The following is a 16,117-nucleotide window of genomic DNA, read 5'->3' as shown; positions in this document are numbered from 1 at the left end:
AATGGACATGAAAAGTGTGGATTTTTTTAAAAAATGGGCAAATTATAAGGGACTGCATACGAAAGGAGAATTTCTGATGAAGCCAATGCTGCCAAGCCTCACATTCGAACTCCCTAAAGGGAGTGATTGGGTCTATGAAGTCAAGTATGATGGCTTTCGAGCGATTCTATATTGGGATTCGGCAGGAATAAGATTAGAAAGCAAGAATGGCAAATCTTTAATGGAACAATTTCCAGAAATAAAGTCCTTTCTAGAGACGAACAAAGCGAAATTTGCCCCCTTTCTTCCATTCATACTAGATGGTGAACTCGTCTTCCTTGAAAATGCCTATAAAGCAAATTTCCATTCCATTCAGGTGAGAGGACGTATGCGCTCAGAAAAGAAAATTGCTGAGAAAGCAAACACATCTCCATGCAAACTACTTATCTTCGATGTAATCATGCTAAATGGAAAAAAGATACAGGAGGAGAATTTCCTTTTACGGAAAGAAAAATTAACAGCACTATTTAAAAAATGCATCCTTCCCCTTCTGCCCGATGAAAAAAGCACAGAACTCGTTCAATTACTCCCCTATTATCAAAATTTCAATGAAATATGGGAAAATGTCATCCTGTTCGATGGAGAAGGCATTGTAACCAAACAAGTAACGAATAAATGGGAAGAAGGAAAGCGAACATCCCTTTGGCTCAAATATAAAAATTGGAAATATGTAAATTGCTTTATCACTGCTTATGAGAAATCAAACGGCTATTATTATGCGGGTGTCTTTCAGGATGATCAAATCATTCCAATTGGTCAATTTCTTTTTGGTTTAAAGCCTGAGGAGAAGATAGCGCTTTTTCAAATAATAAAGGAAAATATGTTAGAGGAAGACAATCAATTTATATATATCGAACCCGCTATTTGTGTCGAAGTAAAATATTTGGAAATGTATGAGGAACAAATGCGTGAGCCGCACTTCCATCAATTCAGATTCGATTTAAAGCCAGAGGCTTGTACACTCAATCATTTTATTCAAGGACAGAAAAACCTTCCACCCGGCGTGGAGATTACGCATCCAGAAAAGCCATTATGGGCAACGCCCTCCCTGCAAAAAATCGACTACATCCATTATTTAAGGGAGATTTCTCCTTATATGCTTCCATACCTAAACAATCGATTATTAACAGTTATTCGCTATCCACACGGTGTACTTGGTGAGTCCTTCTACCAAAAGGATTGTCCTGAATATGCACCAGATTTTGTGCAAACCCATATGGATGATGGGATTCAATATATTGTCTGCAATGATTTAAAGACATTGCTATGGCTTGGAAATCAATTGGCTTTTGAATATCATATTCCTTTTCAAAAGTATAGCCAGCAGCACCCAAGTGAAATTGTCTTTGACCTTGACCCTCCCTCAAGAAAGGCATTTGGACTTGCAATAAAAGCAGCACAATATATTAAAGAAATATTCGACCAGCTTGAATTAATCGGCTTTGTGAAAACATCTGGGAATAAAGGGCTACAAGTCTACCTGCCTTTACCAGACAATACGTATAGTTATGAAGATACTAGATTATTCACAACCTTCGTTGCCAATTACTTACTATCAAAGGAGCCTCGGTTATTCACAATCGAAAGGATGAAAAAAAATCGTGGGGATCGACTTTATATTGACTATATCCAACATGCAGAAGGAAAAACAATTATCGCTCCCTATTCACCTAGAGGCACAATGGAAGCAACAATTGCAACTCCTCTTCATTGGGATGAAGTGAATGATCACTTAAACATTGTCGACTTTCAAATCCCCTCGATGATCCAAAGATTAAATAAGGTTGGTGACCCCTTCCAGCACTTTTTTCAAACAAAGGAAATCCAAAAGTTTACACCAGTATTAGATTTTTTAAAGAAATAGAGAACCTGCCTTTGATGACAGATTCTCTATTTTTGTTACTCATTCAGAACAAGATCATTTGCCCAACTAATTGCTTCAGAATACATCTTAAATAATAGCTTTTCATCAATATTCAATTCTTTGCATTTTTGACTGATGAACGTCCACTCTGCCTTTTCCACAGCTAAGACAAGATCCAAAACAAACTTTAACTGATTATTCTTTCCAATAAGTGCTTCACAAATCTCCTCATCTAGTGGCAGGTCGTGTAAAATTTTCTCCATTGGCATTCCTATTAAGGAATCCATCATAGAAAACATCCCAGTTAAAAAATAATTCGATGCTGAAGGTCGTTTATTCCGATGTTTTTCAATTTCCTCACATAATCTCGCACGAATAAGACTAATTTGTATCATTTCTTTGGAGCTATTCTTTTTTCCGATTGTTGATTCATGAACAGCTAAAACATAAATCCATTTTTGCAGCTCAATTAGTCCTAGTAAAACTACAGCTTGCCTGATGGAATTTATTTTTTGTTTCGGACGGTAAGCAGGTGAATTTATTAATTTTAATAGCTTGTATGATAATGAAAGATCTCGCTCAATTAATTCTGTAATTCGATCAATGCTAGGTTCTGTCATTGACAAGTTTTGAATCATCTCATAATAAGAATAATAATAGGTAGGAAGATCATGTGTTGATAATATAACTGGTTTTGCAAAGAAATATCCTTGAAAAAATTCATAACCATGTTTTTTTGCCTCTTCAAAGCCCTCTCTTGTTTCCACCTTTTCAGCAAGCAGCATGATATTTAAATCTTTTGCAACTGCTTCGATTTTCTCTCTCATTTGTATAGGTGTGGTTAGAAAATCAACTTTAATAATATCAACATAATTTAATAATTCATATGTATATTGATTTAACTCATTAAGTACAAAATCATCCAATGCGATCCGGTAGCCTTGATCTTTTAAATCCATGCAAATCTCTATTAATTTCGGACTCGGAGCAACCGTTTCTAATATTTCAACGATAATTTCTCTCGGCCTAAAATAAGTTGGCAGTCGCAAACTTAATAAATTTTCAGTAAAATTAATGAAACATGGTTTGCCACTTGATAATTTATCAATTCCTATATTTAAAAAACTATTGATAATCAATTCAGTTGTTGCTTGATCCCCATCTACATCTGGAAAAGCATTTTCTCTTTGATTACTCCGGTAAAGCAGTTCATAGCCAAACACTTCTTCCTTTATATTAAATATCGGCTGCCTTGCGACAAATACTTCCATCCCTTCACCTCCGAGAAAAAAAACAATTCGCATAGTTCTTTTTTATTATATACGAAAAATAATATAAACGGAGTTGAAATATAATAAATTTTCAAATTAAACACAAAAATGAAAGCTGATCTGAACAAATGCGCAGGCGCCTTGATCATCGCCGTACAAACTGGAAGGACTGCGACTGAGATAAAGGAAACACGGTGAGCGATAGCGAACCGATGTTGACTTATCGTAGGGAGCGGTACTGAAGTTTGATAGGCGATAGGCGCCGGAGCTGGACGTAGACTAAACTACTCATAAAGTTATACACAATGCGCGATTTTTAGTTTCCTAAACAACAAAAAAAGAAGCACGTATAAACGTACTTCTTCTACAATCTATTTCATTATCCGATTACATGAAAGATAAAGTTGAAAAGAAAGAGTCCTGCGATAATATATAGTGTTAAGGAGACTTCCTTCGCTCTTCCTGTGGCAATTTTTAAAATTGGATAGAGAATAAACCCTACTGCAATCCCATCTGCAATACTGTAAGTAAATGGGATCAGCGCAATAATAAAAATGGCTGGAAAACTTTCACTTAAATCATTCATATCAAGATTACGAATATTTTGGAGCATTAATCCACCGATGATCATTAAAATTGGGGCAATCGCACTGTTTGGAATTAGTTTAATGACTGGGATAAAAAAGGCAGATAACAGAAAAAGCAAGCCTGTAATAATTGTTGTTAATCCTGTTCTTCCTCCTGCTGCCATGCCTGCAGTGCTTTCAACCGTTGAAACAGTCGGGCTCGTTCCAAATACACCAGATAACATTGCTGAAATGGAGTTTGCTTGAAAAGCACGAGAAAATTTATCCGAACGGTTAATAAATGAGACATGCCCATGAACCAATCCAATGTTTTCAAACACAAGCACCATTGTTAATGAAAAAACAGCAATCCAAAAAGTGATGGAAAAGATACTTGAAAAGGACATAGCACCGAAAACATCCATATACTCCGAAAGTGAAAATGCTTTTTCTTCGGTTGAATGAAAATCAATCAAACCAAACAACCAGGCAATTAGCGTACCTGCAATTACTGTAATCAAAAAGTTCCCTGGTATGTTTCGCATAAACAAAACAATGGCAAGTAAGAATGTAAGAACAGTTGCAAGTACTTGTGGCTCACCAAGTGAACCTAATGCAATAATTGAATTTGTTCCTTTTACAACGATTCCACCCTTTTCAAGTCCAATCAGCATTAAAAATAATCCAAGGCCGACAGTAATTGCCTCTTTTAATGACTGCGGAATGGAATCACTTAATGTTTTCGAAAACTTCGAAAACGCTATGAAGGTAAAAATCAATCCTGAAACAAATACTACTGCTAATGCCTCTTGCCAAGACATTCCCATCGATTGGACAATCGTGTAGGAAAATAAGGCATTAATTCCCATTCCAGGAACAAGAAGAATCGGTACATTCGCCCAAAACCCCATTAAAAAACAGCCAACAACAGATGTGATAATTGTAGCAAAAATAGCTGCTTCAAGTGGAATGCCTGCCTCTGATAAAATGAGTGAATTAACGGCAATAATATATACGATTGTAAAAAAGCCTATTAATCCAGCCAAAATTTCACGTTTAACCGTCGTCTGATTTTGCTCAAGTTGAAAAAAATGGTTAAACCAGTTTTTCTTCATTTTCATACTACCTAACTATTTTAATTAGCCCTCTCCCTACCCGCTCTCTCTGAATATTCAGGAGAGCCACAATAAAACATTCTAACAAACAATCACGTACTTGCCAATAGGGCTTGAAACTTTTCAGTTCGTTGGCTCGTATGTATACATAGTATTTATAAAATGGGGGGAACCATACACTGTGAATGACACGAAGGAACAATTAATTGAAGAATTAAAAAAAAGTGAGGACTGGGAAAGGGATCAAGGTGACTTATGGTTTTGGGAAAAGATCGGCCGTCTTCCATTTAAGTTATTAGACAAGTTCACGCCCGCATTCTTACAAAATAAAATCGGTGATATTTTAGATGAACTTGGTCAATATATTCAATCTGGCGGACGATACTTGAGCTCTGTCTCCTCAATCAAATCCTACTATCCAAACAAAAATGTCGACAATTTGGAGGATGTTTCAAATATTCCAATCGCTGAAATGGATTATGCGGTAACAAAGCTTAAGTCCAATCGTAAACGACTTGCTACGATACAAGGCGCCGGAACAGGAATTGGTGGCATCTTTACACTAACAATTGATATTCCAGTGCTTCTTGGCATGCAGCTTAAAACACTTCAAGATATCGCCATATGTTATGGCTATAACCCAAATGACAAAAAGGAAAGAATCTATATCGTCAAGATTCTTCAATTTGTTTCTTCAGATATCGTCGGAAAAAGGGCGATTTTGAAGCAGCTATCACTCATCGATTCTCCTGAGGACGAAACAAAGAGAGAAGCAATCTCTGAGCTACAAGGCTGGAGAGAAGTTGTTTTCACCTATCGAGATCAAGTAGGCTGGAAAAAACTCTTTCAGATGATTCCGATAGCTGGGTTGCTTTTCGGGGCATTCATTAACCGCTCGGCTGTCAATGATATTGCCGAAGCGGGAATGATGCTGTATCGGAAGAGAAGAATTAAAGAACGGTTGAACGAAAACTAACAAAAATAAACGACCGATTCCTTTGAAAATGAAATCATAGTTGCTATCGATTTAACAGCAACTGATTTCAAGTAAATAGGAGTTTCGGTCGTTTTTTCACGATAATCTTTAGAACATAGCTGGTTCCATTATAGTAATTTCAGAATTTCAATCTCCATCTCTTCTTCATTCACTGGCCCCATCACTTTTTTCCGAATGACTCCATCTGAATCAATAAAAAAGCTTGTAGGATAGCCTAAAATGGCATAATCGTGAAAAACAATCCCCTTTTCATCAATCGGAATTGGAAAGGTTAGTTGGTAGTCTTCTATAAAGTGATTCACATTTTTCGGATCCTTCTCTGAAGTCATTACATTCACCGCTAAAATTTCAAACCCATCATTGTTATATTTTTGATAAAGCTTTTCCATATGTGGCATTTCATCCTTACAAGGGGGACACCATGTTGCCCAAAAATTTAATAAAATAGCTTTTCCCTTATAATCATTTAGCTTAATGGGATTTCCATTCAAGTCTTCAAGCGTAAAATCTGGTGCCCTCTTTCCTTCATTTAACCCAATTAGCAGCTGTTCCGCATTTGCTATTTTCTCATATTTCTCGATCTTCTGCTTTTTGTCCTCCTCCCGTGAATCTTGAAGGAAAAACTGATCAACAAGAATTAAGATGGCAACAAAACCAAAGACACCTAGTAAAATCTTCTTCATTTTCAAGTACACCTCTTCAGATGAAACCGTTTGCTCCTATCATACTACACTTAATAGCCACAATCGATCATTCTGCACAGTGTCTCCATTAATGAAGGATTTTAGATAGAAGAGCGACGATCATAATTTTAATTTGTTCGTCCTTTTGAATAAACGATAAAACTGGTGTATTAGGATCTTTAAATTTAGAGCTCCATTCCACAGGCATCCAGCCTTTTTGCAGGCGGCCGATTTTTTGTTTTTCCAAATGAAATTGATAGTCCATAAATAATTTTGCTCGGTTCACAATTAACGTTTCCCCATTTATTTGATAAATAAGCTCTGTTTGACTTTTCTTTTGTTCCCAAATCATTATTTTTGTACATTCCTTGGTTTCTATTTCTATCTGATTTTTTTTCAGATGAAAAATAGCAATTAATTCATTTAACTCATTGTAAAGTCCATATCTTTTCCTATTAATAAATGATGGCAGCAGCCCACTGATTGACCATTTATTCATATTCTTTACTTCCCCTAGCAACTGACCATAATTGCCAAAAAGGAGCATTCGAAATGATAAGGATGGCAGGAAATGAATGAGCACTTGTTCTGATTCTAAAAGTGTCACATCTGACTTTCTTTCAAAACTATTAACAGTTATCGCTGTTGAACGCTTGTCGCAAATCAAATAATATTGATAGCAAAAAAAGCTATACAATAAAAATGGAAGGGCAATCAAAACAATTCTCCCGTCTTGAATAATCATAATCCCAAACAAAATAAGAAAAAATGGCGGAATAAGTGCACCTAGGCTAACACTTAATGAAAGAGAAGCTGTTTTTTTATAAAATTGCTGAATATTCATTAGCTAAAACTCCTAACTATCAAAAGGAAAAACATTCCTATTTTGCGATTTATATGCTATTAATTAATAGAGGTACTATAAGTCTATTATTTCGCTTTGATAAACATGATAGATAGGAGAAAAAACATGAAAAAATATCTATTTATTTTTTGTATGATTCTACTTATCCCACTCCTGATCATCTTCATTATTCATATACAAATTATACAGACAGCAAAACAAACACCTCCAGCTTCCATTCCATATCTGATCGTACTTGGAGCAAAAGTGAACGGGGAAGAAATGTCATTAAGTCTACGAAATCGCGCACAAACAGCACTTACTTATTTAAATGATCATCCTGATACAAAAGTAATTGTTACCGGAGGCCAAGGCAAGGGGGAAAAGATTACAGAAGCAGAGGCACTTCAACGGTTCTTTATTGAAAATAAGATAAGCATGGAACGAATTTTGAAAGAGGATCGCTCCACATCTACATTCGAAAATTTAAAGTTTACGAAGGATTTATATGCAATCGATGAAGCAGTCATTGTTAGCAATGATTTCCATTTATATCGAGCGACTTCATTTGCTAAAAAATTAGGTATTCAAGGCTATCCATTGGCAGCTGAAACACCATTAGTTGTTAAAACTACCTTATACATCCGAGAGTATGCAGCAGTTATAAAGATGATGATCTTCGGTTCGTAACAAAAGAAGAGCGATCGTATTCACGTAAGTAGTTCAGTTGTGAAGTAGAAAAACTGCTTTCATAAGGTCAATATCAAGCTAAATCACATGCTTACTAAAAAACAGCCATTCTTATACCCTCTTGTCCTTAATAGAGTCACGAGCAAAAGAATAATAAGCGGAAATTTTCCGCCTATTTGCAAAAAGAAGTTCATTTTGAAGAAAATAAGCGGATTTTTTCCGCTTATTCAATAAAATATCCCCCTTTTATGGATTTTTTGAGTGAATAGACGGAGTTTCTCCGCTTATTTACGCTATTTTTGTTAAAATTTCCGAAATAAGCGGAGTTTTTCCGCTTATTTATCAGCTCAACTTGTCAACCTGTACCTCCAACCGGTAAGTGCCGGACCTATTTAGTCTAGATAAGGGAATCAGCACCTTTCCATCCCTTCCATAGATAATGAATATAATTGATTAAAAACGATGTGACATCTGTTGCTGTTTTCTTAAGTAATCTTAATACCCCTTGTCAAAACAATAAAAAGAAGCAAGCGGTATATATATTCGCTTGCTTCTTTTTATTGTTCTTCCTATAGATCAAACTACTTACATGTTCACGATCGCTCTTCTTTCGTTTCTAACCAATTGTATATTTTATCCTGATGCTTCTTTGCGTTTTCATATCCAATCATATACAATTTTTCAAGCTTTGCTGGATCTCTCTCCATTCTTCCAACTGTTAATGGCTCTTGTGGTCGAATGATTAGCACTCTGCCATGTCTCTCTTCTTCTTCAAGAAAATCAATCGTTTCATTATATTTTTGATGGCGAGTAGCTAATGCTTGCTGGAGCCCAATATAATGTGGGTATTTTCTTTTGACAAGGAAGTGAAATTTAGAAGGCTTTTTCCTATAGCCTTTATTCCTTGTTAATATCACAACGGATTTCTTACAGCCATCACTTTGTGCCTTCTTAATCGGTATTGGATCGCTTATGCCCCCATCAAGTAATAATCGATCCGCAAATGGGATCTCAGGTGCAATGAAAGGCAATGAGCTGGATGCTTTCACAATCTTAAGCAAATCTTTGCCATAGTCCTCTTTGCCATAATAGATAGGTTCCCCTGTCAGACAATCAGTCGTACCGATAATAAATTCCGCATTGTTCTGGAAAAATTCTTCTTGATGAAACGGAACAAATTTATTTGGAATATCATCAAATATAAAATCCATTCCAAATAGCTGCCGATTTCTAAAGAAATTTCGCCAAGAAATATAACGCGGATCTGTCACATAATCAATATTGACTACTTTATTTCGGCCTTTTTGTTTCGATAAGTAGGAAGCAGCCATTCCAGCACCCGCAGACACTCCGATCACATAAGGAAATTGGATTCCCTGCTCTAAAAAATACTCAAGGACACCAGCAGAGTACACACCGCGCATCCCTCCCCCTTCTAAAACAAGTCCAACTTCATTCATCGACTAACGTCTCCTTCTCATTAAAATAGTCATATTTGTCATTTTAACAAACTATTCCATAAGGAGGTAACCCTTTTTCATCAAATATTAACGAATGATTCTAAAGACAAGCGGAAAGCGATATTCCTTCCCTTCATATGCTTTCACAGCTGCGATAATCGTAAATACAAAGGCGGCAACTCCCACAATCCAAATCGTAATGAACCCAATTAAGACAATCATTAAGAGCATACTCACAACAGAATAGACTGCATAAGAAATAATAAAATTGAAGTACTCTTTTCCGTGATAGTCGATATAGGCTGATTCATCCTTCTTTAATAGCCAAATCACGAGTGGACCAATAATCGTTGTGAAAAAGCTTGATACATAAATAGCTGTTGCTAATAATCTTTCATCATTCGATGCCATCGTTTTCCTCCTTCAAAGGATTTATTCTCTATTATTATGTACGCGAATTTGTCATAAAAGTTTCATACAATTTTTTTGATTCCTTAATTCCTTCATCTAATTTTCAGTTCTTGAATAGGACAACTTGAATAAACTTTGTAAAGACAACCATTTTTATGACAAAAAGGATGATGTATTTTGATGTCTAAATTAGAAGCCTTTATTCTCGGAATCATTCAAGGACTTACCGAATTTCTACCTATTTCAAGTACCGGACATTTGTATTTAGGACGGCATTTATTCGGTCTCGATGAGGCTGGGATCTTTCTTGATACGATGCTACATATAGGAACATTACTTGCCGTTCTCGTCGTTTATCAAAAGGAATTATTACAAATTTTAAAAAATCCATTTGGCAAGCTTTCGATGTTGCTTGTAATTGGTACAATCCCTGCTGTCATTGTCGGGTTATTATTTAATGATTTATTTGACTCCATTTCAAAAACTGGAGTAACAATCGGCTGGGAATTTATGATAACAGGACTTATTCTCTGGATGTCTGATTCCATTAAAAATGGAAGAAAAAAAATGGATACGATTACATATGGGGATGCCTTATTTATCGGCAGTTTTCAAGCAGCAGCGATATTCCCAGCCATCTCACGTTCGGGTCTCACGATTGCAGCAGGATTATTTCGGAAACTAGACAGAGAAACTGCGGCCTATTTTTCATTCCTCCTCTCAATCCCCGCCATAACCGGGGGGATTGTTCTCCAATTCGGGGAAATGGCGTCTGGTCATGTGGAAGCCATTTCGCTTGGAAGTTTATTCGTCGCTACACTCGCATCAGCCCTATTTGGCTATATGGCAGTTGTTTGGATGATTAATTTTCTTAAGAGAAAATCTTTAAAGATTTTTGCTATCTATGTTTGGATCCTTGGAATTGTTATTCTTATTCTTCAAATGACAGGAATCTTTTAATTTCACTTAAAAAGGGGATAGTAAGTTGAAAGAGCTTCTCTATGCAATATTTGAAACATTATCACAGTTAGGCTATTTGGGCATTGCTCTAGGATTAATGGTAGAGGTCATCCCTAGCGAAATTGTTTTAAGCTATGGTGGCTATTTAATTAGTCTAGGTGAAATTCATTTTCTCGGCGCTCTTCTAGCAGGTGTAATTGGTGGAACATTTGCCCAACTTTTCCTTTACTGGATAGGTCTTTATGGCGGCAGACCGTTTTTGGATAAATACGGGAAGTTTCTATTTATTAAAAAGTCACATTTAGATGCTTCTGAACATTGGTTCCATAAATATGGGACCGGTGTCATATTTACTGCTCGCTTTATTCCGATTGTACGTCATGCCATTTCCATCCCTGCCGGCATTGCTAGAATGTCATTGTCAACCTTTTGTCTTTACACAATTGCGGCCATGATTCCGTGGACCGTCTTATTTTTATTATTGGGAATCGAACTTGGCGATCATTGGCGGGAAATTAAGGAATATGCTAAACCTTTCCTTTTTCCAATCATCATTCTGGCTATTAGTTCCATTGGCATTTATCTATTATTCCAACATAAAAAGAAAGGATCATTATGACAAAAATCCTCCTAAAAGACGCATATATTCATCCAATCACATCCCCTGCTTTTCATGGGGATGTAGTAGTGGAAAACGGAAAAATTACATCAATTGGAAAGTATATAAAAACAGATTCGAATGTAAAAATCATTGATTGTAACCGCCATTTCTTATTTCCAGGATTCATTGATGTTCACACCCATCTAGGTTTGTATGATGAAGGAACAGGATGGGCAGGTAATGACGCCAACGAAACAGTCGAAGCAATGAGTCCTCATGTTCGTGCATTGGATGGTGTCCACCCATTAGATCCCGCTTTTTCCGATGCCATTAAACACGGCATTACAACCGTTCATATTATGCCAGGAAGTGCGAATGTAGTCGGCGGAACAACATCTGTAATTAAAACAACTGGAAAAAATATAAAAAAAATGCTTTTATTAGAAACTGCTGGATTAAAAATTGCCTTAGGCGAGAATCCAAAACGCATACATAGTCAAGGCAATAAAGATTCCATTACGAGAATGGGCATAATGGGCATGCTTCGTGAGGCATTCTATGAAGCTAGATCTCAGCCGAAATCATTAAGAACAGCTCCATTTATCCAAGCATTAAATCGTGAAATCCCTGTACGAATTCACGCACATCGAGCGGATGATATTATTTCAGCTATTCGCTTTGCAGAGGAATTTAATCTTGATTTGCGGATTGAACATTGTACAGAAGGACATCTGATTGCAGAAGAATTAAGTGGACTAGATTTAAAAGTATCAGTAGGTCCAACATTAACGAGACGTTCAAAAATCGAATTAAAAAATAAAACATGGAAAACATACCAAGAACTTACGAATAACGGCGTTGAGGTTTCGATTACTACTGATCATCCGTATACGCCAATTCAATATTTAAATCTTTGTGCTGCAATCGCTGTTCGAGAAGGTTTATCTGAACAAAAGGCACTAGAAGGCATTACCATTCTAGCGGCAAAAAACTTGCAAATCGATCACCTGTTAGGAAGCATCGAACCTAGGAAAGATGCGGACTTAGTTCTTTGGAGTCATCATCCCTTTCATTATCTCGCGAAACCAAAATGGACGATGATTAATGGACAATTTGTGTATGAAGATTCCTGAATTTTGTAGAAATTTGCTGTTGTTTTTTGACACAAATTAGCTAAAAAAATAGTGAAAAAAACTATTTCCTTTTTTATTGTTTTTTAGTATTATACGAATGTAAAATCATTTTTCTAATAAAATTCAAGTGACAATTATATATTGAAGTGATTAGAAATAGGGAAGGCAAATGGTGCGCCACCAGTTTACTGGTTCTAGTGGGTTCGATTCCCACCCCGAAATTTTTTAGCAATACAAAAAATTTCGAGGGTGGACCGAGGACTCTATTTGGCATGGAGTAAGGACTGTCCTCATTTATGGAGGGATAACCTATGCTCAAGAAACGTGATTTTCAAGAATGCCATGTACTATATGATTTAATGACGCACCCTGATGTCTTTCCTTTTGTTCGTCAAAAAGCATATTCGTATGATGAATTCGTATTTATCACTAAGCAAACCATCGAAGCAGAAGAACGTGAAGAACTTATTTCTCGCACGATTCTTGACGAATGGGGCGCTCCGATTGGAACAATTAATTTATTTGATATACAAGAAAATGCTGGATTTATTGGTACATGGCTCGGAAAGCCTTACCACGGAAAAGGCTATAATAAATTGGCGAAAGATGCCTTTTTTGATGAGCTTTTTTATCAATATGGAATTGAAACAATCTTCATGAGAATTAGGAAAGAAAATATTCGCTCACAAAAAGCAGCTGAAAAATTGCCATATGTCATTCAAGCAAATGAGTCTCGAAAGAATATTTATGATCAGCTTAATGCAAATGGGGCTGTCTATCATCTATATGAAATCCCTAAAGACTTATATACTCTCCATGTATTACGGAATAATACAAATGAAGTGCAAGAAGCATCTCATTTAATGGAGGCTTAAAATAAGGAACTATCCAACAACAAATACACATAATAAAAGCCAATTTTTCCAAATTGGCTTTTATTATGTGTAAATTAATCTGTCACACTTGCCTCGAACTCATCCGGTCGATCACTGATGCCCATCTGTGCCATGAGCTCCTCTAGCTCTTCATTCGTAAGTGTTTCATATCGTCCGTCATGGAAAAAAACTTGAGTCTGATTTGGGTTGATTCTATTTAAATCAAAGTTCATTTGTCTCACTCCTTTAAAGATTGTTTACTGAATATATTTCACAAAAACATCTTTTTTCATTCGCAATTTTTAAAAGTTCACACAATTGCAAAATTGTTATGGCGAATTTATGGAGTGAAACGTAAGAACTATTTCCTAAATAATCAAAAACAGCCATTATTTACTTTCTGAACATAAAAATACTCCCATTGATAGCTGTTAAAAAATGCGAACAGTTATCAGTGGGAGTTTTTCATTATTGCTTTTTTTCCATTTCAAGATAGAGATTTCTAACGATATATGTTTTGTATAGCTCTAATTTTCTTAAGTCTACAGGATGTTTTCTGATCCCAGCCTCCTTTAGCTTTTGGATATACCAACCCTTCGATCCCTTATATGCCATCTCATTTTCCTCCTATGTCCTTGTCCTATTTACAACAATATATGCAGGAGAAAAATATTCATGACCAAATAGTTAATCTCTAAAAGCTTTTCCTAAAACATCCATTCCTCCAGTTACAGATAGTACGCTCCCTGTAATAAAATCTGATTTCTCATCTACAAGGAAATGAATGACTCTAGCAATGTCTTCCCCCGTTCCTGGTCGCCCTACTGGTGATTCCTTGTCCCTTTTCACAATTGCCTCGTTGATTCTTTTTTCCTTCCACTCACCAGTTATATCCCCTGGACAGACCATATTTGCTGTGATGCCATTCTCAGCTTCTTCAAGAGCAATTGTTTTCATTAATGAAACCGATCCACTTTTTGCTGCAGCAAATGCCGAACGATAAATCCAGCCTGGTGCTGTTTCTACTCGATCAAAACCAATCATAATAATCCTTCCCCAATTTTGCTTACGCATTTGCGGGATAAGTAATTTAGAAAGATAAAATACTGCATTTAAATTTCCATTTATAATATAATTCCAATTTTCAACTGAATATTCCGTCATCGCTTTTCTTTCATGAATATATGGACCTGCATTATGAATGAGAATATCAATTGTGTGGAATTCTGAAAATGCTTTCGAGGCAATCTGCTGACAATCTTCAATATTACTAATATCACCTTGGACAGCAATATTTTTTGTACCAAATTTTTCTGTTAATTCGCGAACAAGCATTTCAGCCTGATCCTTGCTATTACGGTAATTAATAACTAAATGAATGCCTTTTTCAGCAAGGAGAAAAGCTGTTCGTTTGCCAATTCCTGTTGCCCCTCCTGTAATTAGAGCTGTTTTTTCTCTCACAAGCATACCCCACAATTAAAAGTTTTTTATGTATTACCAATATATTAGTAAGAACCTTTACATTAAGCAACTGAAACGTTTGAATTCAGCTTAACTAGTTAATGCCTTTTTGCATACAATGAAATGAATCATTCAAATGGAACTTTCCTGTATTTGAAAGGAGGATGCCCTATGTTCCCCTGGAATCTCTTCCCGTTTCATAAAGAAGCAAAAAAAACGATGCAGCAGTTAAATCCCGAGGATATTAATAAATATGTTCAAAATATGATGGGACAAATGATGCCTGAACAGATGCAGGGCATGTTGAACCCACAAGAGCTGTTCAAAGGCATGAATAATCAGCAAAAACAGCCACAAGAATCTTCTTCTTCACTCCCTTGTTCTGTATTTGAAACACATGATTATGTATATATACGCGTGCCAATCAAAAATGAAGATTGGCGTAGTGTTATGAGACTTTATCATACATCTAATCAAATGATTGTTGAGCATATTCCGAATTATGATGACAAACATATTATAACACTTCCAGCCCTCGTGAAAAAAAAAGGAACAACTGCACAGATGAAAGATGGCATACTTGAAGTAAGGATCCCTAAAAATGTGGATATGCAATTTTCTGAAATTGATGTTACAGATACGTATTAATATCAGATACTCAAGAATAGCATTCGTGCATAAGCCATTTCTTTTATTTCTTTACACTTTCTCCATTCAAGGTATGCAATTTCATAAAAAAAGGCTGTTTTCGCAAACATTGTTGCTATTTAACACATAGTTGGTAAAGGTTGATTTCCGCTCCAGGTCGCTCCCTTTCCGCGGGGTGGGCGCTGAGCCTCCTCATCGCTTACGCTCTTGCGGGGTCTCAGCTGTCCCTGTCCCACGCATCCCGCAGGACATTGAGTTGGCTCCTTAGAATCCACACCGCACGAAGGAAATGCGATAGCATTTTCGAGGATCTCGCACCTTCCGCTCCAATCAACCGACCTATTTGGTAAAACTTTCAATCTAAGAATTGATTAAAAAAGCAACAATCTTTTAGAAAAGAGCCTAATCAAAACCACCAGTGTGAACTGGTGGTTTGCTCTGCGGCTGAAAGCCTCTCTTACCGGCCTTGGCCTTAAAGGCCCACTGAAAGGGTTTCCCT

17 protein-coding genes are annotated in these 16,117 nt (G+C 36.4%); 8 read left to right on the top strand and 9 right to left on the bottom strand.

The genetic code is table 11. The annotated features are described in order from the left end of the window. Positions 1 to 76 precede the first annotated feature (76 nt). Positions 77 to 1,903: a DNA ligase D gene (locus J2Z40_RS00085; protein WP_066395056.1), complete on the top strand. Its 1,827-nt coding sequence runs from the start codon at positions 77 to 79 to the stop codon at positions 1,901 to 1,903. Between the two features lie 35 nt (positions 1,904 to 1,938). On the opposite strand, the gene J2Z40_RS00080 is transcribed toward J2Z40_RS00085, so the two are convergent. Continuing rightward, positions 1,939 to 3,174: an EAL and HDOD domain-containing protein gene (locus J2Z40_RS00080; RefSeq protein WP_066395059.1), complete on the bottom strand. Its 1,236-nt coding sequence runs from the start codon at positions 3,172 to 3,174 to the stop codon at positions 1,939 to 1,941. 379 nt (positions 3,175 to 3,553) lie between these two features. Then, positions 3,554 to 4,855, bottom strand: a complete 1,302-nt coding sequence (locus J2Z40_RS00075) for an NCS2 family permease (RefSeq protein ID WP_066395061.1) — start codon at positions 4,853 to 4,855, stop codon at positions 3,554 to 3,556. 181 nt (positions 4,856 to 5,036) lie between these two features. Between J2Z40_RS00075 and J2Z40_RS00070 the strand changes: the two genes are divergently transcribed. Then, positions 5,037 to 5,831 (top strand): EcsC family protein, encoded by a 795-nt coding sequence (locus tag J2Z40_RS00070; protein ID WP_066395063.1) that lies wholly within the window; start codon positions 5,037 to 5,039, stop codon positions 5,829 to 5,831. Positions 5,832 to 5,959: 128 nt separating this feature from the next. Here the strand turns inward: J2Z40_RS00070 and J2Z40_RS00065 are convergent, their stop codons facing one another. Then, the gene (locus J2Z40_RS00065) at positions 5,960 to 6,535 is read right to left on the bottom strand and encodes a TlpA disulfide reductase family protein (RefSeq protein WP_066395066.1); all 576 of its coding nucleotides are present in this window, start codon (positions 6,533 to 6,535) and stop codon (positions 5,960 to 5,962) included. An 88-nt stretch (positions 6,536 to 6,623) separates the two neighbouring features. Beyond that, positions 6,624 to 7,379: a hypothetical protein gene (locus tag J2Z40_RS00060; protein ID WP_066395068.1), complete on the bottom strand. Its 756-nt coding sequence runs from the start codon at positions 7,377 to 7,379 to the stop codon at positions 6,624 to 6,626. Between the two features lie 126 nt (positions 7,380 to 7,505). On the opposite strand from J2Z40_RS00060, the gene J2Z40_RS00055 reads away from it, so the two are divergent. Beyond that, positions 7,506 to 8,069, top strand: a complete 564-nt coding sequence (locus J2Z40_RS00055; protein ID WP_066395070.1) for a YdcF family protein — start codon at positions 7,506 to 7,508, stop codon at positions 8,067 to 8,069. 593 nt (positions 8,070 to 8,662) lie between these two features. Here J2Z40_RS00055 and J2Z40_RS00050 read toward each other — a convergent pair. Together J2Z40_RS00050 and J2Z40_RS00045 are read right to left on the bottom strand one after the other, a co-directional pair. Beyond that, positions 8,663 to 9,529, bottom strand: coding sequence for a patatin-like phospholipase family protein (locus J2Z40_RS00050; RefSeq protein WP_066395072.1), 867 nt, complete (start codon positions 9,527 to 9,529; stop codon positions 8,663 to 8,665). Positions 9,530 to 9,616: 87 nt separating this feature from the next. Beyond that, positions 9,617 to 9,940 (bottom strand): DUF4870 domain-containing protein, encoded by a 324-nt coding sequence (locus tag J2Z40_RS00045; protein ID WP_066395075.1) that lies wholly within the window; start codon positions 9,938 to 9,940, stop codon positions 9,617 to 9,619. Between the two features lie 180 nt (positions 9,941 to 10,120). Here J2Z40_RS00045 and J2Z40_RS00040 point away from each other — a divergent pair, with 180 nt between their 5' ends. The 4 genes from J2Z40_RS00040 (at position 10,121) to J2Z40_RS00025 (ending at position 13,509) form a co-directional block, all read left to right on the top strand. Then, on the top strand, positions 10,121 to 10,900 hold the full coding sequence (locus J2Z40_RS00040) for an undecaprenyl-diphosphate phosphatase (RefSeq protein WP_066395076.1): 780 nt from the start codon (positions 10,121 to 10,123) through the stop codon (positions 10,898 to 10,900). 25 nt (positions 10,901 to 10,925) lie between these two features. Continuing rightward, complete coding sequence (gene uptA, locus J2Z40_RS00035; RefSeq protein ID WP_066395078.1) at positions 10,926 to 11,519, top strand: undecaprenyl phosphate transporter UptA; 594 nt, start codon at positions 10,926 to 10,928, stop codon at positions 11,517 to 11,519. Then, positions 11,516 to 12,634: an amidohydrolase gene (locus J2Z40_RS00030; protein WP_066395080.1), complete on the top strand. Its 1,119-nt coding sequence runs from the start codon at positions 11,516 to 11,518 to the stop codon at positions 12,632 to 12,634. The genes uptA and J2Z40_RS00030 overlap by 4 nt, the downstream gene beginning before the upstream one ends. 311 nt (positions 12,635 to 12,945) lie before the next feature. After that, the gene (locus J2Z40_RS00025) at positions 12,946 to 13,509 is read left to right on the top strand and encodes a GNAT family N-acetyltransferase (protein ID WP_066395083.1); all 564 of its coding nucleotides are present in this window, start codon (positions 12,946 to 12,948) and stop codon (positions 13,507 to 13,509) included. 74 nt (positions 13,510 to 13,583) lie between these two features. On the opposite strand, the gene J2Z40_RS00020 is transcribed toward J2Z40_RS00025, so the two are convergent. From J2Z40_RS00020 to J2Z40_RS00010, 3 genes are all read right to left on the bottom strand, one after another. After that, on the bottom strand, positions 13,584 to 13,742 hold the full coding sequence (locus J2Z40_RS00020) for a hypothetical protein (protein WP_162840485.1): 159 nt from the start codon (positions 13,740 to 13,742) through the stop codon (positions 13,584 to 13,586). Between the two features lie 235 nt (positions 13,743 to 13,977). Further along, positions 13,978 to 14,124 carry a DUF2639 domain-containing protein gene (locus tag J2Z40_RS00015; protein WP_083953913.1) on the bottom strand — a complete coding sequence of 49 codons (147 nt, stop codon included), beginning with the start codon at positions 14,122 to 14,124 and terminating at the stop codon, positions 13,978 to 13,980. A gap of 72 nt (positions 14,125 to 14,196) precedes the next feature. Further along, positions 14,197 to 14,970, bottom strand: a complete 774-nt coding sequence (locus J2Z40_RS00010; RefSeq protein ID WP_066395086.1) for an SDR family oxidoreductase — start codon at positions 14,968 to 14,970, stop codon at positions 14,197 to 14,199. A gap of 171 nt (positions 14,971 to 15,141) precedes the next feature. On the opposite strand from J2Z40_RS00010, the gene J2Z40_RS00005 reads away from it, so the two are divergent. Then, the gene (locus J2Z40_RS00005) at positions 15,142 to 15,618 is read left to right on the top strand and encodes an Hsp20/alpha crystallin family protein (protein WP_066395089.1); all 477 of its coding nucleotides are present in this window, start codon (positions 15,142 to 15,144) and stop codon (positions 15,616 to 15,618) included. Positions 15,619 to 16,117 lie beyond the last annotated feature (499 nt).

The sequence above is a fragment of the Cytobacillus eiseniae genome (assembly GCF_017874625.1).
GTDB lineage: Bacteria > Bacillota > Bacilli > Bacillales > Cytobacillaceae > Cytobacillus > Cytobacillus eiseniae.
Note: the sequence above shows the minus strand (reverse complement) of the source record. Positions and strands in the feature narration are given on the sequence as shown.

Bases quoted from the DNA above. Each gene is read 5' to 3' on its own strand.
- J2Z40_RS00085 (WP_066395056.1), top strand. From the start codon at position 77: ATGAAGCCAATGCTGCCAAGCCTCACATTCGAACTCCCTAAAGGGAGT.
- J2Z40_RS00080 (WP_066395059.1), bottom strand. From the start codon at position 3,174: ATGGAAGTATTTGTCGCAAGGCAGCCGATATTTAATATAAAGGAAGAA.
- J2Z40_RS00075 (WP_066395061.1), bottom strand. From the start codon at position 4,855: ATGAAGAAAAACTGGTTTAACCATTTTTTTCAACTTGAGCAAAATCAG.
- J2Z40_RS00065 (WP_066395066.1), bottom strand. From the start codon at position 6,535: ATGAAGAAGATTTTACTAGGTGTCTTTGGTTTTGTTGCCATCTTAATT.
- J2Z40_RS00060 (WP_066395068.1), bottom strand. From the start codon at position 7,379: ATGAATATTCAGCAATTTTATAAAAAAACAGCTTCTCTTTCATTAAGT.
- J2Z40_RS00055 (WP_066395070.1), top strand. From the start codon at position 7,506: ATGAAAAAATATCTATTTATTTTTTGTATGATTCTACTTATCCCACTC.
- J2Z40_RS00050 (WP_066395072.1), bottom strand. From the start codon at position 9,529: ATGAATGAAGTTGGACTTGTTTTAGAAGGGGGAGGGATGCGCGGTGTG.
- J2Z40_RS00045 (WP_066395075.1), bottom strand. From the start codon at position 9,940: ATGGCATCGAATGATGAAAGATTATTAGCAACAGCTATTTATGTATCA.
- J2Z40_RS00040 (WP_066395076.1), top strand. From the start codon at position 10,121: ATGTCTAAATTAGAAGCCTTTATTCTCGGAATCATTCAAGGACTTACC.
- J2Z40_RS00030 (WP_066395080.1), top strand. From the start codon at position 11,516: ATGACAAAAATCCTCCTAAAAGACGCATATATTCATCCAATCACATCC.
- J2Z40_RS00025 (WP_066395083.1), top strand. From the start codon at position 12,946: ATGCTCAAGAAACGTGATTTTCAAGAATGCCATGTACTATATGATTTA.
- J2Z40_RS00020 (WP_162840485.1), bottom strand. From the start codon at position 13,742: ATGAACTTTGATTTAAATAGAATCAACCCAAATCAGACTCAAGTTTTT.
- J2Z40_RS00015 (WP_083953913.1), bottom strand. From the start codon at position 14,124: ATGGCATATAAGGGATCGAAGGGTTGGTATATCCAAAAGCTAAAGGAG.
- J2Z40_RS00005 (WP_066395089.1), top strand. From the start codon at position 15,142: ATGTTCCCCTGGAATCTCTTCCCGTTTCATAAAGAAGCAAAAAAAACG.